The sequence below is a fragment of the Arthrobacter sp. S39 genome, assembly GCF_004320525.1.
Classification (GTDB): Bacteria; Actinomycetota; Actinomycetes; order Actinomycetales; family Micrococcaceae; genus Arthrobacter.
This window is the reverse complement of sequence record NZ_SIHX01000006.1, coordinates 189,525-209,872: the sequence shown is the minus strand read 5'-3', so window position 1 is coordinate 209,872 and position 20,348 is coordinate 189,525. Positions and strand designations below refer to the sequence as shown.

20 protein-coding genes and 1 riboswitch are annotated in these 20,348 nt (G+C 66.7%); of the genes, 9 read left to right on the top strand and 11 right to left on the bottom strand.

Annotated features, from left to right (window positions below; genetic code table 11):
• Positions 1 to 35: 35 nt before the first annotated feature.
• Positions 36 to 1,262, top strand: coding sequence for an amidohydrolase (locus EYS21_RS14025; RefSeq protein WP_131133814.1), 1,227 nt, complete (start codon positions 36 to 38; stop codon positions 1,260 to 1,262).
• Positions 1,259 to 2,632, top strand: a complete 1,374-nt coding sequence (locus tag EYS21_RS14020; RefSeq protein ID WP_131133813.1) for a DUF3100 domain-containing protein — start codon at positions 1,259 to 1,261, stop codon at positions 2,630 to 2,632. The genes EYS21_RS14025 and EYS21_RS14020 overlap by 4 nt, the downstream gene beginning before the upstream one ends.
• 87 nt (positions 2,633 to 2,719) lie before the next feature.
• Here EYS21_RS14020 and EYS21_RS14015 read toward each other — a convergent pair whose 3' ends face one another.
• Positions 2,720 to 3,091, bottom strand: a complete 372-nt coding sequence (locus EYS21_RS14015; RefSeq protein WP_131133812.1) for a VOC family protein — start codon at positions 3,089 to 3,091, stop codon at positions 2,720 to 2,722.
• A gap of 53 nt (positions 3,092 to 3,144) precedes the next feature.
• Entirely contained in the window at positions 3,145 to 3,609 is a 465-nt protein-coding gene (locus EYS21_RS14010; RefSeq protein WP_131133811.1) for a DUF3237 domain-containing protein, read from the bottom strand.
• A 134-nt stretch (positions 3,610 to 3,743) separates the two neighbouring features.
• Between EYS21_RS14010 and EYS21_RS14005 the strand changes: the two genes are divergently transcribed.
• On the top strand, positions 3,744 to 4,535 hold the full coding sequence (locus EYS21_RS14005; protein WP_131133810.1) for an IclR family transcriptional regulator: 792 nt from the start codon (positions 3,744 to 3,746) through the stop codon (positions 4,533 to 4,535).
• A 22-nt stretch (positions 4,536 to 4,557) separates the two neighbouring features.
• Here EYS21_RS14005 and EYS21_RS14000 read toward each other — a convergent pair whose 3' ends face one another.
• From EYS21_RS14000 to EYS21_RS13975, 6 genes are all read right to left on the bottom strand, one after another.
• Complete coding sequence (locus tag EYS21_RS14000) at positions 4,558 to 5,529, bottom strand: glycerate kinase (RefSeq protein ID WP_131133809.1); 972 nt, start codon at positions 5,527 to 5,529, stop codon at positions 4,558 to 4,560.
• Entirely contained in the window at positions 5,526 to 6,515 is a 990-nt protein-coding gene (locus tag EYS21_RS13995; protein WP_131133808.1) for a D-glycerate dehydrogenase, read from the bottom strand. The genes EYS21_RS14000 and EYS21_RS13995 overlap by 4 nt, the downstream gene beginning before the upstream one ends.
• 2 nt (positions 6,516 to 6,517) lie before the next feature.
• A complete protein-coding gene (locus EYS21_RS13990; RefSeq protein WP_131133807.1) occupies positions 6,518 to 7,495 on the bottom strand; it encodes a hydroxymethylglutaryl-CoA lyase in 978 nt (325 codons plus the stop codon).
• Complete coding sequence (locus EYS21_RS13985; RefSeq protein WP_131133806.1) at positions 7,492 to 8,742, bottom strand: CoA transferase; 1,251 nt, start codon at positions 8,740 to 8,742, stop codon at positions 7,492 to 7,494. The genes EYS21_RS13990 and EYS21_RS13985 overlap by 4 nt, the downstream gene beginning before the upstream one ends.
• A gap of 52 nt (positions 8,743 to 8,794) precedes the next feature.
• Positions 8,795 to 10,243: an SLC13 family permease gene (locus tag EYS21_RS13980; protein WP_131133805.1), complete on the bottom strand. Its 1,449-nt coding sequence runs from the start codon at positions 10,241 to 10,243 to the stop codon at positions 8,795 to 8,797.
• 250 nt (positions 10,244 to 10,493) lie between these two features.
• Entirely contained in the window at positions 10,494 to 11,504 is a 1,011-nt protein-coding gene (locus EYS21_RS13975) for a manganese catalase family protein (protein ID WP_242633430.1), read from the bottom strand.
• 294 nt (positions 11,505 to 11,798) lie between these two features.
• On the opposite strand from EYS21_RS13975, the gene EYS21_RS23425 reads away from it, so the two are divergent.
• The 4 genes from EYS21_RS23425 to EYS21_RS13960 all read left to right on the top strand — a co-directional run bounded on the left by EYS21_RS23425 (position 11,799) and on the right by EYS21_RS13960 (position 14,122).
• Positions 11,799 to 11,960 carry a hypothetical protein gene (locus EYS21_RS23425; RefSeq protein ID WP_165478321.1) on the top strand — a complete coding sequence of 54 codons (162 nt, stop codon included), beginning with the start codon at positions 11,799 to 11,801 and terminating at the stop codon, positions 11,958 to 11,960.
• Positions 11,961 to 12,243: 283 nt separating this feature from the next.
• Positions 12,244 to 13,068: a hypothetical protein gene (locus EYS21_RS13970; RefSeq protein ID WP_131133804.1), complete on the top strand. Its 825-nt coding sequence runs from the start codon at positions 12,244 to 12,246 to the stop codon at positions 13,066 to 13,068.
• Positions 13,065 to 13,496, top strand: a complete 432-nt coding sequence (locus tag EYS21_RS13965; RefSeq protein ID WP_131133803.1) for a phage holin family protein — start codon at positions 13,065 to 13,067, stop codon at positions 13,494 to 13,496. The genes EYS21_RS13970 and EYS21_RS13965 overlap by 4 nt, the downstream gene beginning before the upstream one ends.
• Positions 13,493 to 14,122 (top strand): DUF3618 domain-containing protein, encoded by a 630-nt coding sequence (locus EYS21_RS13960; protein ID WP_131133802.1) that lies wholly within the window; start codon positions 13,493 to 13,495, stop codon positions 14,120 to 14,122. The genes EYS21_RS13965 and EYS21_RS13960 overlap by 4 nt, the downstream gene beginning before the upstream one ends.
• 304 nt (positions 14,123 to 14,426) lie before the next feature.
• On the opposite strand, the gene EYS21_RS13955 is transcribed toward EYS21_RS13960, so the two are convergent.
• Positions 14,427 to 14,639, bottom strand: coding sequence for a hypothetical protein (locus EYS21_RS13955; RefSeq protein WP_131133801.1), 213 nt, complete (start codon positions 14,637 to 14,639; stop codon positions 14,427 to 14,429).
• 4 nt (positions 14,640 to 14,643) lie between these two features.
• Positions 14,644 to 15,504, bottom strand: coding sequence for a methylenetetrahydrofolate reductase (locus EYS21_RS13950; protein ID WP_131133800.1), 861 nt, complete (start codon positions 15,502 to 15,504; stop codon positions 14,644 to 14,646).
• A 160-nt stretch (positions 15,505 to 15,664) separates the two neighbouring features.
• A riboswitch (glycine riboswitch) is annotated at positions 15,665 to 15,764 on the bottom strand.
• Between the two features lie 218 nt (positions 15,765 to 15,982).
• Here EYS21_RS13950 and EYS21_RS13945 point away from each other — a divergent pair.
• Together EYS21_RS13945 and EYS21_RS13940 are read left to right on the top strand one after the other, a co-directional pair.
• A complete protein-coding gene (locus EYS21_RS13945) occupies positions 15,983 to 17,323 on the top strand; it encodes a pectate lyase (RefSeq protein ID WP_242633429.1) in 1,341 nt (446 codons plus the stop codon).
• Entirely contained in the window at positions 17,323 to 19,203 is a 1,881-nt protein-coding gene (locus EYS21_RS13940; RefSeq protein WP_131133798.1) for a pectinesterase family protein, read from the top strand. Before EYS21_RS13945 ends, EYS21_RS13940 begins: the two co-directional genes overlap by 1 nt.
• 63 nt (positions 19,204 to 19,266) lie before the next feature.
• Here the strand turns inward: EYS21_RS13940 and EYS21_RS13935 are convergent, their stop codons facing one another.
• Complete coding sequence (locus tag EYS21_RS13935; RefSeq protein ID WP_131133797.1) at positions 19,267 to 20,319, bottom strand: hypothetical protein; 1,053 nt, start codon at positions 20,317 to 20,319, stop codon at positions 19,267 to 19,269.
• Positions 20,320 to 20,348 lie beyond the last annotated feature (29 nt).

Sequence of the window (20,348 nt, the reverse complement as noted above, 5' to 3'; positions counted from 1 at the left end):
CTCCCCATGCGCCCCACCGGAACAGGCAGGTACTTATGGAACTGACAGACACCACCCCCGCAAACGCGGCCCTGCGCACGGCCCTGGCAGACGGCGTCGAAACCTGGAAGCCCCGCGTCCAGGCCCTGGCCCGCGAAATCCACGCCCACAAGGAAATCTCCTTCGAGGAGGTCCGCTCCGCCGAGGCGATCGCAGCCCTGCTGGAAACAGGCGGCTTTGCGGTGGAACGCGGCACGGGCGGCCTGCCCACCGCGTTCACCGCGAGCGCCGGCAGCGGCGAACTGACCGTGGCGCTGTGCGTGGAATACGACGCGCTGCCGGACATCGGCCACGCCTGCGGGCACAACCTGATCGCCGGGGCCTCCGTGGCCGCGGCCCTCGCCCTCCAGCCCTTCGTGGACGAACTCGGCATCACGCTGAAGGCCATCGGAACGCCCGCGGAGGAACACGGCGGCGGCAAGGTGCTCATGCTGGAACAGGGGGCGTTCGACGGCGTCGGGCTGGCTTTGATGGTCCACCCCGTCCAGGACGGCCTGACGTACAACCCGGCAGGCACCAGCGCCCAGGCAGTGGGCCGGTACAAGGCGACGTTCACCGGGAAGGCCGCGCACGCTGCGGCGGCCCCGCACCTGGCCGTGAACGCCGCGGACGCAGCCGTGCTGAGCCAGGTGGCTGTTGGCCTGCTCCGCCAGCAGATCCCCGGCGACCACCGCGTGGCCCTGTTCGTTGCCGAGGCCGGCCACGTCACCAACATCATTCCGGACCGGGCGGTGGTCCAGTTTGAGTGCCGGGCCTTCACCCTTCCGGAGTACGAGGCACTGCTCGAACGGGTCCGCCGCTGCTTCGAAGGGGCCGCCCTGGCCACCGGAACCACACTAGAGATCGAGGCCACGGAGCCGCTCTACGAGCCGCTGCTCCAGGACGACGCGCTGGCGGCGCACTGGACAGAGGCGATGGACGCGTTCGGCAAGGACACCTCCCCCTCGGCCGGCCTGTCCGGCGGTTCCACCGACATGGGCAACATTTCCCAGGTCATCCCGTCCCTGCATCCGTGGCTCAGCATTCCCGGGGCCAACGTTGCCATCCATTCGCACGCGTTCGCCGCGCTGGCGGACACTCCCGAGGCGTATGGCGTGATGTTCGAGGCAGCCACCGCGCTGGCCTGGACCGTCGCCGCCGCTGCCTCAACCCCCACCGAACGGGAACGCTTCACCCAAGCGGCATACCGCCGTCGTACGCTCACCCAGGAAGGCACATCATGAGTACCAGCACCACAACTCCGCGGATCGACAAAGCTGGTGCCCGGCTGACGCTTCCGGTCGCCGCGCTGGCGTTTGTCATTGCGCTGGCCGTGCAGTTCATCGGCCAGGCCAAGATCGACATCGGAATCGGCGCAATCGTCATCTTCCCCATGGTCTGGGGCCTGATCCTGGGCCTTCTGGTCTCCATCCAGAAGTTCAAGCCGCTGGGCCTGGACCTGCAGCGGGTCGCCGCTGCCCTGGTGGGCGTGGCCGTGCTGCTGCTCGTGGCCCGGCTGGCGTTCAACATCGGCCCCAGTCTCCCCAGCCTGCTCCGCGCCGGCCCGGCCCTGCTGCTGCAGGAAGTGGGGCACCTGCTGGGCACCATAGCGCTGGCCCTCCCCCTGGCCGTGCTGCTCCGGATGGGCAAGGCCACGGTGGGTGCCACGTTCTCCCTGGACCGTGAGCCGTCCTTCGCCATGGTCTCCGAAAAGTACGGCCCCGATTCGGACCAGTACCGGGGCGTGCTGGCAATGTACGTCTTCGGCACGCTGTTCGGCGCCGTGTTCATCACGCTGCTCACCTCACTGGTGGCCAACTGGAAGATCTTCGATCCGCTGGCCCTGGCGATGGGCGCCGGCGTGGGATCCGGCTCCATGATGGCGGCGTCCTCTGCCAGCATCATCGCGGCCTACCCAGGGGACCAGGAAGCCATCCTCGGCATGGCGGCGGTGTCCAACCTGATCACCACCATCCTTGGTGTGTACGTGGGCATCTACATCGCGCTGCCGCTGGCTGACCGCTTCTACAAGGTCCTCACCCGCAAGCAGACCCGCGAGGCCGCTGCGGTTGCCGCCGGCGGCGGTGCCGTGCGCAGCCAGGCCGACATTGACCGGGACGATGCCCAGGCTGAGGAAAACCGCCTGTTCCGCGAGAAGGTGGCCGAATCCTCGGCAGCCATCAAGCTCCCACTCTGGCTGTCCCTGTCAGTCCTCACGGTCCTCGGCATCGGCACGGCGTCGGTGGCGGCCAAGGGGCTCAGCCTCTCGATCGTGCTCGGGTACGGGATCATGTTGGCCCTGGTCCTGGTCAGCATCGCGCTGGCGAAGGTCACCAAAAAGATCTCGGCGATTGTCTACATCACCACCATCGGCGCGTACATCTCCAGCCCCTGGTTCTTCGCCGCCGAATCGCTGACAACCATCATTAAGACGGTCGACTTCCTGTCCATCGCCACGGTGATGCTGACGCTGGCAGGCCTCTCGCTGGGTAAGGACATCCCGCTGCTGAAGAACATCGGCTGGAAGATCATCCCCGTGGGCCTGGTGGCCATCACCGCGTCCTTCCTGCTCTCCACCGTCATCGCGGAGTTCGCCCTGGGGCTCTGGCACTAACGGCCAACGCGGGGTCACTTTTCGCCCAATAAAGGGCACTCTATGGGCATTAAGTGACCCCGCGTTGGGTGGGCGCCCCCCGGACGGTCAGACGTGCTGGTCGACGAGCACCGGGTTGCCGTCCGGGTCCACCACGATGAAGCTCGCCGGACCGGTGGTTGATTCGTCTGCCTCGGCAACGAACTCCGTGCCCGTGGCTTTCAGTTCCCGCTGGAGTTCGCGCACATCGGTGAAGGAATCCACCGCCTCCGCGTTCTGGTTCCAGCCCGGGTTGAACGTGAGCATGTTCTTCTCGAACATCCCCTGGAAGAGGCCGATCACTGTCTCGCCGTTCTTGAGGATCAGCCAGTTCTGCGTGATGTCGCCGCCGAAACTGCTGAAGCCAAGTTTCTCGTAGAAGGCGGCAGAAGCCGCGATGTCCTTGACCGTGAGGCTGATCGAAAAAGCGCCGAGCTGCATGGGTTACTCCACTCTTAGGGGCCGGATGTTCCGATGGTACGCGGGCTAATCCGTCACTCGACCATAAACACATCCAGCTTCACTTCGTCAGGCAGCCGGATGCCGGAGGCGATGAAGATGCGCGTGCTGAGCCAGGACCACTTGCCCGCGGCGGTGAACCGCGGCGTGGAGCGGAAGTAGATCCGTTCGGGGTCCACGGGTATCCCGGCCACCAGCGCCGCTATGTCTTCGGCTGAGCCGGTGCGGAGGGCGGTGTTGCTCACGAAGATCCGGTCGCCGTCGTCCGTTTCCAGCACGTATTTAGCGTCCATCTCGGTGGCGGTAGGTGTGCGGAGCAGCTGGAAATCCGCTCCAGCGGGGAGCACCAGGCCGGACAGCTCCGGGCCCCTGACGGTTCCGCCGAGGATAGGAATGACGCGGCGGATTCCGTCCGACGTTTCGCCAATTTCCATGGCGGGACCAACCTGGACGGAGATCGAGGCCAGGTAGGTGCAGCGGGGCGGTGTCGGCTGGTTCATTCGCGTCCTTGCGTGGGAGTCAGAAGACATTCCGGTTTCCTACCAAAGGTAGCCGTTGCCCGCATCCGCCGGGCAGCATGTCCCTGCGGAGGGGCGAGTGGATTCGGATGCGGCCAGCGTCTAGCGTGAGTTCCATGTCAGAGTCCGATGCATCAGCGAAGTCCGGCGGCAACCCGCTGCTTGTCCTGGGAAAGATCACGTCCATCCTTGACGCGTTTTCCCTCTCCAGGCCGGTTCTTTCCCTGAGCGACATCCGTGAGCACACGGGCATGCCCACGTCCACGGTGCAGCGGCTGGTCACCAACCTGACCTCGCAGGGATTCCTGGACCGCGAGGAGGATGCCTACCGCATCGGCATGCGCCTGGCCTACTGGGCGGCCCCAGCGACCCGCGGCATGGAAGTGGTGGACATCCTGGGTCCGCTGCTCAAAACGTTGCGCGACACCACCGGCGAGACAGCGTGCTTCTTCAAGGCTGAGCAGCACTTCCGCGTCTGCGTGGCCATGGCCGAAACGCGCCACGCGCTACGCCGCGAAATGCACCTGGGCAAGGTCGCCCCGCTGTACGCGGGCTCGGCGGGCCGGGTCCTGCTGGCGTGGGATCCGGAGCTGATGGACGCCGTCCTGCGCGATCCTCTGACCCCGATCACGGAATCCACCATCACCACGTCCGAGGACCTGGCCGTGGCCGTCAAACAGACCCGGAGCGACGGGTTTGCCATCACCGTCGGCGAGCGCGAAGACGGCGCATCCGGCCTTTCCGCCCCGGTCTTCGACTCAGCAGCCGGCCTGGTGGGCGCCGTGACCATCAGCGGGCCCACCCTCCGGATGCCGCTGGAGACCTGCGAATCGTGGGTGGAGCCCCTGCTCACCACGGCGGAACACATGACCCGGCTGATCGGCGGCCGCTTTCCGGGCGAGTCCTAGGACCCGCCCGGAAGTGAGAGGGCTATAGCGCGGCGATGGCCTTTCCGGCCGCCCGCATGGCCGCAGCATCGGTAGCGATGAGGATCTCGGCGAAGTTTTCCGCGTAGCTCCCCAGGTCCTCCGCGACGGAGCCCACCACGGCAATGACCGGGATCTGTCGGCCGGTATTCCGCACCCGTTGCAGGATTGCGGAGATGATCTTGCCCTCGCCGGTTTGTGAGTCCAGGCGCCCCTCGCCCACCACGACGGCGTCGGCAGACGTCAGGAGCGCATCGAACCCGGCCGCGTCCAGGACAGCGTCCGCACCGGACACCAGGTCCGCCCCGAAATGCGCCCACAGCCCGCCGGACAGGCCGCCCGCCGCACCGGTACGCGGCACCCCGGATGGGTCGCGAGGGTACGAACCGGCCAGGTGTTCGAGGCGTTCTTCCAGCAGTTTGACCGTGGCAGGATCGGCACCCTTTTGCGGCCCGAAGACGCGTGGCGCGTCCAGGAAGCTGGTGGTCACGTCGGACAGGACGGTGATCCGGGCACCGCCAAGCCCGCCGTTTTCGGTGATGGCGCGGACGGCCCCGGCCCCGCCGTCGGTCGTGGCGGAACCGCCTGCCGCCACCAGGATGTGCGTCGCCCCGGCGTTGACCGCCGCGGCCACCATCATGCCCGTCCCATACGTGCTCGCTGCCATGGCGTCCGCCGGACTGTTGCGCGCGGCGGTGAGGCCGCTCGCCTGGGCAACCTCGACGACGGCGGTACCGTCCGCGGCGAGCCCGATGGTCGCCTGCAGCGGCTCACCCCAGGAATTGACGACGTCGACAATCACCGGCGAGGCCCGAAGGCTGCGGCACAGTGCGTCGAAAGTCCCCTCCCCGCCGTCGGCGACGGGCAGTTGCTTAGCCGGGCGGCCGCCGTCGTTCACTCCAGCAGCGATGGCAGCCGCGACCTCGGCCGCCGAGTATGTGCCTTTGAAACTGTCCGGTGCAACCAGGATGGTCATGATGCGGCCACAGCGTTGACGGGGTGCGGTGGCGTCAGTCCTTTGGCCATGGCCACAGCGTTCAACGCGCTTAGCCGTGCCATTTCGCTGCGGACCCGGACGGTGGCGCTCCCGACATGCGGCAGCAGCACCGTGTTGGGCAGCTCGGCGAGCCCGGCTGCCAGCCGCGGCTCGTCCTCGAACACGTCCAGTCCGGCACCGGCAATGACCCCGTTCCGGAGAGCCTCCACCAAGGCTGCCTCGTCCACCACCGGACCGCGGGCCGTGTTGACCAGGATGGCATCCGGCTTCATCCGCGCCAGCACCCCTGCGTCCACAAGGTGCCGCGTCTGGTCGTTCAGCGGGACATGCAGGGACAGGAAGTCGCTGCGTTCCACCAGCTCAGTCCAGGGCACCTGCCGGACCTTGCCGGCGAACTCGCCGAGTTCCTCCTCGCTGACTGGACGGTCATCTGGCGGCCGCGGCGCGAAAACCACCTCCATTCCGAAACCCAGCGCACGCCGGGCGGTGGCGCGCGCGATCCGGCCGAACCCGGCCAGGCCAAGCACCGCGCCGGAGACGTCCCGGCCCAGCATGAACTCCGGTTCCCAGCCAAGGAATTTGCCGTCGCGCACCAGCCGGTCCGCTTCGACCACGCGGCGGGCGGTGCCGAGCATGAGCAGCATGGCGATGTCCGCCGTCGCATCCGTCAGGACCCCGGGCGTATTGCCGACGAGGATGCCGTGCCGCGTGGCGGCGTCGACGTCGATGTTGTTGTAGCCCACGGCGTAGTTGGACACGCCCTTCACCCGGGCGTCCGCAAGCAGCGGCGCGTCGACGACATCTCGCAGCTGGGTGAGCACGACGTCGTACTCCCCCGAGGCGCACAGCCGCGCCAAGGTGCCGTAGTCAGGCGGTTCGGGAAGGACGGTGACCCGGCCGGCGTCGGACAGCAGTTGAAGTCCCGGCTCCGGGATGGCGGTGGTGACCAGGAAATGGTTCCCCATGCTCAGTTTGCTCCAGCTACCGCTGAAGCCGGCGCAGGAATGACCCAGTCGAAGGCCTCTGCTTTGGACCGGGCGCCCTGGGCAGCTTTGGAACGGTTGGGTTCGCCCAGTTCGGCCAGCAGCTTCTCGGACAGGACCACGAGGCCCGCGAAGGTGTCCGTTGTGAGCCACTCCGGGCGGGTGGCGAAAAGGATGTCTTCGCTGGAGGTGTTGCCGCTGGCGCCCGGGGCGAACGGGCAGCCGCCGAGGCCGCCGAGGGCGCCGTCCACCATGGCTGCGCCGGCCTGGATCGCGGCGAGGGTGTTGGCCACGCCCAGGCCCCACGTGTCGTGGCCGTGGTAAACGATGCGCCGTGCCGGGGATTCGTCCCGGACCCGGGTGATCAGCCCGGCGACCTGGGCCGGGATGGCCTGGCCCAGGGTGTCGCAGATGACGATGTCCGTGGTGCCCTCGGCGCGGGGGTCGTTGGCGATGGCCAGGATGCGCTCCTCCGGAACGTAGCCTTCGAACGGGCAGGTGAAGGACGTCGCGATGCACAGCTGGATCTGCCCGTTGACTGCGCGGGCGTACTCCACCGCCTCGGGCAGGGCTGCCAGGCTTTCGTCAGTGGTGCGGCCGATGTTCGCCTTGTTGTGGGAGTCCGAGGCCGACAGGCAGTACTGGAAGTTCCGCGCCCCGGCAGCGGAGGCCTTGGCCACGTGGCCGGGGGTGGCTACCCAGATCCAGCACTTTTCCAGCTCCTCCGGGGTGAGGGCCTGGACCACTTCCAGCGTGTTGGCCATGGTGGGGACGAGGTCCGCGCGGGCCATGGAGCCCAGTTCGATGGACGGAACGCCCAGGCGCAGCAGCTCCCGGACGGTTTCGACTTTCCGTTCGGTGGAGAGCAGTTTTCCGGTGAGCTGGAGCCCGTCACGTAGGGTCACGTCCCGGAGGATGGTGTTGCCCAGCGTTGCGGCAAGGCTGTTGTGGGAGTCGTTCATGGCTGCAGGGCCTCCTCGCGGCCGGAGGCCGCCGTGATCTCTGCGGGGTCCATGTTGAGGAGCCCGCCGAGGATTTCGTTGGTGTTTTCGCCCAGGTCCGGTCCGAGGTTCCGGATCGGAAGTGACTGGTCCCCGATCACGGGGACGATGCCGGGGAAGCCCACACCGGGCAGGATCTCGTCCCCGGTGGAGACGTCGAACTTCTGGATCATGTTCCGTGCGGCGTACTGGGTGTCGGTGCTGATGTCGGCCGCGGTGTAGATGGGGCCGGCCGGAACGCCGGCGGCGTCGAGGGCTGCGAGGGTGTCGGCGGCGTCCAGCTCCGCCGTCCAGGCGCCGATGGCCTGGTCCAGTTCTTCGCGCTTCGCCCAGCGGCCGGCGTTGGTCTGCAGCGACGGGTCAGCGGCGAGGTCGGGGCGGCCGATGGTGTCCATGTACCGCTGGTAGATCGAGTCGCCGTTGCCGGCCACCACGATGCTGGCGCCGTCCTTGCAGATGTAGGCGTTGGACGGGGCGATCCCTTCCATCCGGCCGCCCACCCGCTGCCGGTCCACGCCGTAGGCCTGGTAGTCAGGGATGAGGGATTCCATCATGGAGAACATCGCCTCGTGCAGCGCGACGTCGATGATCCGTTCGGTGAGCGGCACAGCGCCGGCCGCGTCCCGCCGTCGTGCTTCCCGCTGGTACAGGCTCATCATGGAACCGAAGGCGGCGTAGAGGCCGGCGATCGAGTCGCCGATGGAGACGCCCACCCGGACCGGCGGCCGGTCCGGGTCCCCCACGAGGTTCCGGAACCCGCCGTAGGCTTCGGCGACGGCGGCGAAACCGGGCCGTTCGGACAGCGGACCCGTCTGCCCGAAGGCGGAGATGCGGGTGATGATGAGGTCCGGGTTGGCTTCGTTGAGCACCTCGGGGCCGAGGCCCCACCGTTCCAGCGTTCCCGGCCGGAAGTTTTCCAGCAGGATGTCCGATTTGGCAACGAGCGCCAGCACGGCCTTCTTGCCGGCTTCGGTCCGGAGGTCCAGCACCACCGACTTCTTGTTGCGGTTGATGGTCCGGTACAGCATGGAGGTATCGCCCTTGTGCAGGCGCCAGTTGCGCAGTTCGTCACCGGTTCCGGGCCGTTCCACCTTGATCACTTCGGCACCGAAGTCGGCGAGCAGCCTGCCTGCGGTGGGAGCTGCGATGTAGTTCCCGAGCTCCAGGACGCGTACTCCCTCCAGGGGCGCGATGGGGGTCTGTTTCATGTCGTTCTTCCTCTTTCGTTGGCGTGTGCCTGGACGGACGGAGCGGATCCGGTCAGAACAGCAGGCTCATGGGCATGATCAGCAGGATCGCGACGACGGAGGCCACCGAGACCCCGACTGTCACCGATTTCAGGGCGCCCCTCACACTCTGCCCCAGCAGCGACGGCAGGAGCCAGAAAGTGTTGCTGGTGACGTGGACCATAAAGAGCGATCCGGCGCCGGCGGCAAGGGCAAGGAGTACCGGATCCAGTCCGATGGCCGGGGCGATGGGAGCGAGCAGTCCGGCCGCGGTGATGGCGGACAGCGTGACGGAGCCGACGGCGATATGCAGGACAGCGGCGATGGCCCAGACCACCAGGAGCGGGGCGACGGTGCTCGCGGAGAAGAAACCGCCCAGGATGTCACCGAGGCCGGCCGCGGCGACGGTGGCGGCGAGGGATCCGCCGACTCCGGTGAGGATCAGGATCTGTCCGCTTTCCTTGAAGCCCACGGTGATGGCCTGTTCAACACGGTCCTGGCCGATGGCGGCGCGGGTCACGAGGCAGGTGCCGATCAGGCCGATGAGCAGGGCAATGACGGGCTCGCCGAGAAGCTGGAGCCAGGGCATGTCGATGTTCAGTATCTGCAGGATCGCGCCGGCGCCGATGAGGAGCAGCGAGGCCAGGAGCGGGGCGAAGAGCAGGATCAGGGGTGCCTGTTTCCGTTCGCGTTCGGCCACGGTAACGGTTCCGGGGCCCGGCTGGGCGCCGGATGCGCCGACACCCGGTCCGCTGCCGCCGGACTGGCCGGCCGGGGACTGGCGCGTGCCGCCGTCGTACTCTTCCTCGCCTTCGCGGTCCTCCTCCTCGACGAAGGTGTGGTCCTCGTCCTTGGCCTCGTTCCAGAAGCCGCGGCGGAAGAGGAAGGTCATGATGGCGATGGAAATGACGATGGTGGGGATGACCAGGAGGAGCCCGAACAGGAGCATTTTGCCCAGCGGGACGTTCAGGAGGCCGGCCAGGGCGAGGGACGCGACGCCGGGAACCGTGAAAACGATGCCGCATTCGAGGGCGATGGCCATGGCGGTGGCCATCCGGGCGGTGCCCAGCTTGCCGATCTTCGGTGCCAGCTTGCGGGCCAGCGGAGCAGAGATGACCAGCAGCACGTCCAGGAAGATGGACTGCAGCACCGTTCCGATGGCCAGGCCCATGGTGTAGGGCAGCCGCTTGGGGCCGAACGTGCTCAGGAGGTGCTCCACGAGGCGGCGGATGGCGCCGCTCTGGTTGAGGATGGAGCCCATCAGCACGCCGAAGGCGATCAGCAGGCCCACCTCGACCATGATCTCGCCGAACCCGGACGTGATGGTTTTGACGGTCTTTTCGACGCCCAGGCCGACAGCGAGGCCGAGGTACACGGAACCGATGACCAGGGCGATGACGGGATTGACTCTGAAACGGACAATGAGGACGACGGCGGCGAGGACCGCCACGGCCGTGTTGATCAGGACAGCTATGTCTGACATGAGGGGGAATCCGATCGTTGGGCCTTCCACATTGAAGGCTTGGGAACAGATGTGCACCGTGAGGGAGGCCACATCACTAAACCCATATTATGGGTTTCAGCTCACAATGCAAGACTTTTCGGAATTATGATCACTCAGGCGGACCTCATAGGTGCCGTCCGTCGGCGCCTTTCGGGGCAGCACAAAACGGGCGACGGCGGGAGGTCCCGCCGTCGCCCGCTTCAGTTTTTCGCGGCCGCGATCAGTCCGATCAGGACTTTTTGGGCGTCTTTGCGGTCTTTGCAGTGCCGCCGGAGCTCTTTGCGGCGCTGGTGGACGTGGTGTCCTTCGGATTGGCCGCGTCCTTGAGCTCCACCTCTGCGGTGGCTTGGATCAGTGCCAACAGGTCGGGGTCGAGTCCCGGCGCGAATTCCTCGCGCCGCTCCGGCGAGATGGTCATCGGGAATCCGTCGGGTGAGACTTCAGTGCTGAGCTCGGTGCCGTCGTTGGAGGGCGATGCCCCGCGGTAGAGCTTTCCGGCTTCGCTAAGGTTGTCGGCGCTGAACGTGAACTGGACGCTCTGCAGCCCTGTATCCAGCAGCTTCTTGACCTCCGGGAACTGCTCGGCGTTGGTCTTCGGAATGGGCAGCACCTTGCCCCAGTTCACGCCCAGGCTTTCCAGTGCCTTGGCGAAAGCGTTCTCATGCGCCTGGTCGCGGACGATGAGGTAGGCGATGGTGGACCGCGCGGTTTTGTTCTCCGTCATTTCATAGATGCGGCATTTCTGCAGCCGGCCAGTGGATTCCAGCATCAGGTTGTAGAGCAGGTCCAGGACCAGGTTTCCGCTGTTGTAGACATAGGATCCGCTCCACGGATTGCCGGCCGCATCCACGGGCAGCGCGCCCTGGGCCCCCACCAGGTAGTGGTGGATATTGCTGGTGTCCAGAGCGATCTTCAGCGGCGTGGCGCCCTTGGCGCCGGGCTGGTCCACGGGGTCGGCCTTTTTGCCCTGGTACCGCGGGGAGCCATCCAGGAGCTGGGAGATGGTGGTGCCGATGAGCTCAACATGGCTGATCTCCTCGGTGCCGACTCCCTGAAGCAGGTCCTTATAGGGCTTGGCGGCGGCATCACCGCGGAAGTTCATGCTTTGGAACAGGTACTGCATCATGGTGCGCATCTCACCGAACTGCCCGCCCAGGCCCTCCTGCAGCGCGTTCGCCGCTGCGGGATCCGGCTCATCGGCGGCGATTTCGTTGATCAAAAGCTGTGTATGCAGGTACATGGTGTTTCCTTACTTTTTGATCTGATAACTGGAATGAACTGCTGGTGAAAGCGCCGGATGCCGGCTGCGGCTCCTGATGGAAACGGGCAGAGCGTACGACGGCGGCGCCCGGTCCGGGAGGTCCGGCGGCGGACCTGCCCGCCCGCGGTTCGCTGTGGCGGCCTGGAGCGTCGCCCGGCCGGCGCCCGTGAGCCCAACGACGGGCCGACGCCCGCCCCGCGGATGCCGGTTCCTGCTGACGAGTCCCGCAGCTCTCAGCCTCACCAGAATTTTTCCGAGGGTCTGGCTTCTGGCATGGACGGCGATGGCCAGCTGTTCCTCGTTCAGGGCGCCGGCAGCGAGGCCTTCAAGGGCTATGACAGCCGCACGCGTGAGCCCCAGCGGCACAAGGGGGTCATCCTGACGCCGCTGGACCAGACTCGCGGCCAGCGACAGGAGGCGGCAGCCACCCGGTAGATCACGCCCTCGTTCGGCGGTCATCGCAAGCAGTCCCTTCCTTGGGAGCGTCTCGGTGTGGGACCTACCATAAGCATGCTTAGCATCCACTTGGCAAGCATGCTTAGCATTTTTATGCCCAGCGAATGCTCCCGCCACCCAAAGGCGCGGACCCGCAGGGCGCAGCGCCTTGCGTGCGCAATAGCAAGTGTGCTTAGTATCTATTTAGTAATCATGCTTACTATTGCGAAGCCAGCAGTGCTGGCGGCTCTTGCCAGCGAACCCTTCACGAAAGAGAGCGACCATGACTGAAAACCAATGGCCCCAGACCGCGTCGCCAGTAACCCTGGACCAGTACGGAAACCCGGCTCCGGCCCCGGTGTCGCCCGTGGGAACCGGGGCTGGTACCGCCTCCAAATCCGAGGCAGCCAAGGACGAGGCCACCCACGTAGCCAGCCAGGCCGCGGGTGCAGCGAAGGACGTGGCCCAGACGGCAAAGACGGAAGCCGGCAACGTCGCATCCGAGGTGAAATCAAATGCCCGTGACCTCCTGCACCAGGCCAAGTCGGACCTCACCAGCCAGGCAGGCACTCAGCAACAGAAGGTCGCTGAGGGCATCCGCTCGATCTCTTCGGAGCTGCGGACCATGGCTGACGCCTCAGACCAGCCCGGTGTGGCCTCGGATCTGGTCCGGCAGGCTGCCGAGCGCTCGCAGACGGTTGCAACGTGGCTCGACGGCCGTGATCCCGGTTCGCTGCTCACGGAGGTCAAGAGCTTCGCCCGGCAGCGCCCAGGCACCTTCCTTCTCCTGGCCGCGGGTGCGGGAGTCCTTGCCGGAAGGCTCACCCGGGGGCTTGCCGCCGGGGCACCTGAGGCCCGGGGCGGCCGAGCCGGCCAGGCTTACACTCCCGCGCCGAGGACTGCCGCGGTGCCGCAGACCCCGATTCGCCAGGAAACAGTTTTCGCTGCCGGCGACGACCGTGGCCTCTTTGACGAGCCCCGCGTCTCGGGAGGACCGGTGTCCACCCAGACGCTGCCCGCTGGCACCGCCGCGGACACCCCGCTGCGGGAAGAGGATGATCCGTTCCGCAGCACCACGGCACGGGACACGGAAGGCCGTCACCTGTGAGCAGCCATATTCCCGAACCACCTGCTTCGGCGGCGCATGTGAAGGCGGATAACACCTCTTTGGGTGATCTGTTCGGTGAGGTGACCCGTGACCTGTCCACGCTGATGCGCCAGGAGGTCGAACTCGCCAAGGCCGAACTGAAACAGTCAGCCACGAAGGCCGGCAAAGGCGGCGGCATGCTTGCCGGCGCCGGCGTCGCAGGGCACTTCGTGCTCCTCTTCCTCTCCATCGCGCTCTGGTACGCCCTGGGCGCGCTGATGGGACTGGGCTGGTCCGCCGTCGTCGTCGCCCTGATCTGGGGCATCGTCGCCGCCGTTCTGGCCTCCATCGGCCGGAGCGAACTCAAGCAGGTCAAAGGCCTGCCCCAGACAGGCGAAACCCTCTCAGAAATCCCCCCAACCCTGAAACCCGGTGAGGTAAAACGATGAGCGAGAACCCGGACGCAATCCGTTCAGACATAGAAGCAACCCGAGCCCGGCTCGGCACCAACGTCGACGCCGTGGCCGACAAAGTCACCCCGTCCAACATCGTCCACCGCCAGACCGACAAGGTCAGGGACGCCGTCTTCGGCGTGAAGGAGAAAGTCATGGGAGCAGCCGACCACGCCAACGCCAACATCCACACCGGCACCGGACACACCGGCAACGCCATGGGCCACGCCGGTGACGCCGTCGGCTCCACCCTCGGCGACGCCGGCCACGCGATCGGCGAAGCCCCGGCCCAGGTCAAGGCCAAAACCCAGGGCAACCCCCTGGCCGCAGGCCTCATCGCCTTCGGCGCAGGCATGCTCCTCTCCTCCCTCATCCCGGCGAGCGAGAAGGAACGCGAAGCGGCCGACGCCCTCAAAAACGCGGCCGAACCGCTGACCACCGAGCTGACCGAAGCCGCCAAAGACATGGCACAGGGCCTGAAGGAACCAGCCCAGGAAGCCATGGAAAACGTCAAAGCCACCGCCACCGACGCCGCCGAACACGTCAAAACCGAAGGCCAATACGCCGCCGCAGACGTACGAGACAGAGCCACAGACGCCAAGGACCACGTCCAAAACACCTGAGGCAACGTAACCGCGCGGGCCGTCCTTCAATGGAAGGGCGGCCCCGTGGCCTTCCCCCCAACTAACGAACGGAACCACCGCCATGAAGAAGCTCCTGCTCGCATTCCTGCCCACCATCATCAGCCGCATCGTGCGAGCCCTCCGGGCCAAGCAGAACCCCACGGCAAATCCCCGCAGCCGCAACCGGTTCTGACGAGAGCCTCTCCGCCGCAGGATCCTTCATTGACACCTTCTAGCCAAGTGTCAGCGCAGGAGGGCTGTGAAGACGGCTCCCACTTCTGCGAAGGGCCGGAAACGGACTGAGCTACGCGTTGATCTCCACCCGGACGTAATCCTGCCGGTGGAACATCCGCCGCTCGGACCAGCCGTCCATCACCACCCAGATGATGGAGCCGTCAGCGGTGGTGCCGTCCACGGTGCCGGAGCCGATGGGGAGCCCGTCCTGCGACAGCCGCACCGACTGGCCCACGGGCAGGGCGTTCCACGACACCCGGCGCCAGCGCGGCACGCTCGTCAAAGCCTCAGTCCTCACGTGCTGCCCCCGGAATCAGCGCCGCTGACGGAACCGGCGCCAGATCCGGCCCGCCGGGAACCGAATCAAGGCTGTTGAAGCTGTAGAGGTGGACGCCCGCGATGCTGCCGGGACGGCTTTCCAGCCCGGCAATCAGCGAGTCAGGCGAGTACCGGTCGCCGCCCAGGAGCTTGAGGGCCAGCGGGCCCTTGCGGCTGAGGAACTTGAGGGAACTTCCGACGCCGATCTGCGTCCCCAGCGAGACCAGCTTGGCCCGGGGAACGGACCCGGCAACGCCCGCCCAGACGGGCAGCGCCACGCCTTCACGGCGCAGGAGCGCGGCGAAGTCGAGGATTGTCGATGCTGAGAAGCACATCTGCGTCACCACGTGCGAGGCCAGGTGCTGCTTGGCCAGCAGCGCGTCCAGCACGTCCACCGGGCCAACAGAGGGATGGCCCTCGGGGTAGCCTGCAACGCCCGCCCGCATCCTCCCGCCTGTGTACTGTGCGATGTCTTCCAGCACGGGAAGGGCTGACTCGTAAATACCGGCGGGCCTCTTCCGGTCGCCGCCGATCACAAACACTTCACCGATGCCGGCAGCATCGCAGTCACGAAGGATTCCGGTCAGCTCGGCGCGGCTCTGCAGGCTGCGGGCGGCGAGGTGCGGGATTGCCTTGTATCCGAGGACGCTCAGCTGAACGGCGGCGCGCAGGGTCCGCTCAATTCCGTGGTGGGGCAGGCACGTCACCGTGATGGGCGTGGTCAGCGGCACCCTGGACGCAACGCGCTCGACGATTCCCTCGGTGGGGATGATTTCGATTCTGGTGGGCCCGGAACGGCGGCCATCGGAGGTGGTCGGTGAAACGGTCATTGAGGAACTCCATCACTCTGGTGGCCCCAAGGCGCCACGCTGATTCGGGTTCCTCCCCGCTCTGTATTGGACCTGAGAGTTTCCGTTTTGCCCTGCCGTCAGCAGCGCGCCACTTGCCCCGTCGGTGAGCCCGGTTTCCCGGACTGCTTTCCAGAGGTGCCTTGCCGCGGCGGTACGTGGGCCTGAGAGATTCCTGGGGAGGATTTGCTCCTACGGCGCCTGCTGAAAACGTACCGGCAGGACTCTCCCGCCGCAGATCATAAGCATGTGCCACTGGTGGGTGACACGCCTCACACGCTATCCACTAACCCGACCGGATGCAAAGCATGGTCCGCGAACCTTGCCGAGAAACCGCTTTCTGGGTAGTGTCCTTCTCAGCGCTCCGCAGTGACCGTCGTCATAGTTGCCGCCGGACCGGAGCTCAGTTCATTCCAATGACGGAAGAGAAAACATGCGAAGACGCAGTACCTACTTATCCATGTCCGCAGCCCTGGCCGTGGCAGGAGCCCTGATCATTTCGGCTCCCGCTGGAGCCTCCCCCAACCCGGTGGCCGACCCCGCCGCCCAGACCGCCCAAACCCCGCTGGAGCGCCAGATTCTTCCCCCGGGCAACGGCTGGGCATCCGAAGGAACAGGCACCACCGGAGGCTCGGCCGCCGAGGACGTCAACGTTTACGACGTCTCCACCAAAGCCGAGCTGCTGGCCGCGTTCGCAGCCGGCACCCAGCCCAAGATTGTCCGGGTCCACGGAACCATCGACGCCAACACAGCATCTGACGGTTCACCGCTGACCTGCGAAAAATACGCCGAACGCACCGGCTACAGCCTGGCCCAGTACCTCCAGGACTTCGACCCGGCCACCTACGGCCGCAGCCAGAAGCCTGCCGGCCCGCAGGAGGACGCCAGGCGCCTCGCCGCCGCAAACCAGGCGAAGTCCATCCGCTGGGACATCCCGCGCAACACCACCATCGTCGGCGCCACCCCGGACAGCAGCATTTCCGGGGCAGCCCTCCGGGTCAACGGCGCCACCAACGTGATCGTCCGCAACCTCACCGTGCGGGACGCCGCCGACTGCTTCCCGGCCTGGGATCCGACCGACGGCGCCGAGGGCAACTGGAACAGCGAATACGACCTGCTCCAGGTCATCAACCAAGCCACGCACGTCTGGATCGACCACAACGAGTTCACCGACGCCCCCAACCTTGACAGCTCCCAGCCGCTCTACTTCGGCCGCCATTACCAAGTGCACGACGGCGCCGTGGACGTCACTAACGGCTCGGACCTGGTGGCGATGTCCTTCAACCGCTTCGCCGACCACGACAAGCTGCTCCTCATCGGCTCCACCGACTCGCCCACCCGCGGGGACCCCGGCAAGCTGCGCGTCACCATCCACCACAACGTGTTCGAAAACGTCGGCCAGCGCGCCCCGCGCGTCCGCTTCGGCCAGGTGGACGTCTACAACAACCACTTCAAGGTGGCCGAAGGCAGCACCGTCCCCTACACATACACGCTGGGCGCCGGATTCGACTCCCACGTCTACGCCGAGGCCAACGCCTTCACCCTGCCGGCCGGCATCGACGCCGCGAACATCATCCGGCGCTTCAAGGGAACGGCCATCACCACCGTCGCCAACGCGGTCAACGGCAAGATCACGGACCTTCGCGGCGAGTACAACGCCGCTGCCGCGCCCGCGGACCAGTTGGCCGGGGACACGTCCTGGACACCCACCCTCCGCACCCAGGTCCATCCGGCCCAGGCGGTGCCGGCCCTGCTCCAGAACTCCACCGGCCCGATCTTCACTGCAGGAGGGGAACTCTGATGGCCGCCATTCTGCCGAACCGGCGCAGCGTCCTGGCCACCATGGCGCTCACCGCAGGAACCATGGCCCTCTCGGGAACGGGCATGGCCAACGCCGTCACCCAAACCGTCCTCGACCCCGCGAAACCCCGCACCAAACCGGTGATCTTCGTCGTCGGGGACTCGACGTCGTCGGCGTACCAGCAGTCCGAACGCCCCCGCGCCGGCTGGGGACAGGCGCTGCCACTCCTGCTAGGGCCGCAGGCAACCGTGTTTGACTACGCCTGGTCCGGCGCCTCCTCAAAGAGCTTTGCCGACGCCGGAAAGCTGGACCGGGTGCTGGCCCTGCTGCAGCCGGGCGACTACCTGCTGATCTCCTTCGGCCACAACGACGAGAAAGTGGCGGACCCCGCCCGGGGCACACTCCCGGACACCACGTTCAAGGAGTATCTGAGCCGGTACGTCGACGGCCCCAAAGCACGCGGAGGCAAGCCCGTCCTGGTCACCTCGGTCGAACGCAGACGCTTTGATTCCTCCGGGAATGCCCAGGATTCCCACGGCGCGTATCCGCAGGCCGTGCGGGAACTCGCCGCGGCGTCCGGCACTCCGCTGGTGGACCTGACGGTTTCCTCCAAGGAGCTGTGGCAGCAGCTGGGGCCGGAAGGAACCAAGGAACATTTCCTTTTCCTGGCCCCGGGCGAGCATCCGCAGTATCCGCAGGGCGCGGAGGACAACACGCATTTCCAGGCCACCGGTGCGCTGGCGGTGGCCCGCCTCGTGGCACGCGAACTGCAGTCCAAGCAGATCGTGCCGCCGGGCTACTTCCTGAATCTCGACGCCGGCATCGAACCGCTGCTGGGAATGTACTGGCCGGCGGAACGCCCCATCGATGTGCCGGTAACGCTCGACGTCGGACCGGGCAGGACGTTCGCGACGGTACAGGCCGCCGTCGACTCCGTTCCCTCGGACAGCCTCCAGCGGACCGTCATCAGGATCCAGCCCGGCACCTACCGGGAAGCCGTGCGGGTGCTGAACAACAAGCCGCGGATCTCCTTCATCGGGCAGGGCAGCAGGCCGGAGGATGTGGTGCTCGTTTACAACAACGCCTCCGGCACCCCCAAGCCGGACGGCAGCGGGAACTTCGGCACCTCGGGCAGCGCATCGGTCCGGATCGACGGGCCGGACTTCGTGGCCAGGAACCTGACGTTCAGCAACGATTTCGACGAGGCCGCCGACACGGGGATCAAGGACCGCCAGGCCGTCGCGCTGCACATCACCGCCGACCGTTCGGTGCTGTCCAACGTCCGGTGCCTGGGCAACCAGGACACCCTGCTGGTCAACTCACCGGGGGCGGGCGTCCCGGCCCGGTTCTACTTCGACGGCTGCTACGTGGAGGGGGACGTTGACTTCATCTTCGGCCGCGGGACCGCTGTCTTCAGCGGCTGCGAGATCAGGTCCCTGGACCGCTCCTCGGCCACGAACAACGGCTATGTGTCGGCGGGGAGCCTGGACCTGTCCATCCGGTACGGCTACCTCTTTGACCAGTGCCGGCTGGTCTCAGATGCCGCGGCGAACAGCGTCCACCTGGGCAGGCCGTGGCACGCCGGCGGTGACCCGCGCGCGGTGGCCCAGGTCCTGGTCAGGGACTCCTGGCTCGGCGCGCACATCTCCGGAACACCCTGGACGGACATGAGCGGCTTCTCCTGGCGGGAGGCACGGTTCCACGAGTACAGGAACAGCGGCCCCGGCGCGCAGGTGACCGCCGACCGTCCGCAGCTGCCCGCGGCTGAGGCGGGCAACTACACGGCCAGGACCTACCTGCAGGGAACGGACGGCTGGGCACCACAGCTCGCCGGCTCGGCGGCGGACTGCAGCGTGGTGCCGTCGGGGGTCGCCGCGTAACTGCTGAGCACAACGGAAGCGGACGACGGCGGGACCTCGCCGTCGTCCGCTTTCGTCTGGTGCCTACTGGCTGAAGGGGACCTTCTCCCAGCTCAGGACGCCGTTGTTGTCGCTGCTGTTGCCGGCCACGGTGAACCGAACGTAGTTGGTGGCGTTGGCCGATCCGTCCACGGTGATCCGCTGCAGGTCATCCGCGGCAGGCTGGCCGTACACATTCAGCCACGGTGAGCCTTCCGCCAGCGGCTGGTTCTCGGCGAAGACGTGGCTGTCGCCGTTGATGAGGTAGACCGGGCGGTCGAAGCGGTTGGTCTCGTCAACGATGGCCGCGACGATCTGGCGGAACCCGGACATGGTCTCCGGGTTGGCGGTAGCCGCGGCGAGCAGGGACGGGTCGAACATGTCGGCCTGGGTCATGAGGACAACAGCGCGGTCGTTGCGCCGCGCCGCGTCGCTGAACGTCTCGCGGATCTGGTCCAGTACGGCATCCGTCCGGTGCTCAACCTCAGCCAGCTGCTCGGGCGTGGGTACGGTTTCGCCGAGGCCGCTCCAGGGAAGCAGCGAGTTGTTGCTGCCCTGGACGTTCACCACGGAGAAGGCCACGCGGTTCTGGGTGAAGCGGACATTTTCCGGAAGTCCCAGATTTTCCTGGGTCTTGACCGGCATGGTGGCGCCCAGGGTCTTGCCGGGCTGGTCGAAGAAGACCTCCCGCAGTTTGTCCAGCCGTTCCAGCGGGTTGTAGGCGCCGTTGTTGGTGCGGTGGCAGTCCACCCACTCGTTGTCGCCCGGGGTGAAGACCAGCGGGTGCTCGAAGGTGTCGAACTGGGTGCGGATGCCGGCGAAGTACTGGTCCGAGCAGACGGAGGAGCCGTTTTTGATGTCGCCCACGTGGGTGACGAACTTCAGCGCGCTGTCGGCGTTGATGTCCTGGATGCGGGACGGGAACTTGGCGATTTCGGCGTCGCCGTAGGGGATGTCGCCGATGACGCCAAAGGTGAAAGCTTCAATGTCCGAGGCGCCGTCGGAGGTGTCGTTGGCTGCCTGGGCGGGCTGGGACGCAAGGAGGCTTAGCGCCAGGACGGCTGCCGCCGTCGTGGTTTTCAGGGTCTTGGAAGGCATGGAGGTGTCCTGTGTCTGAGAGTTGGGGG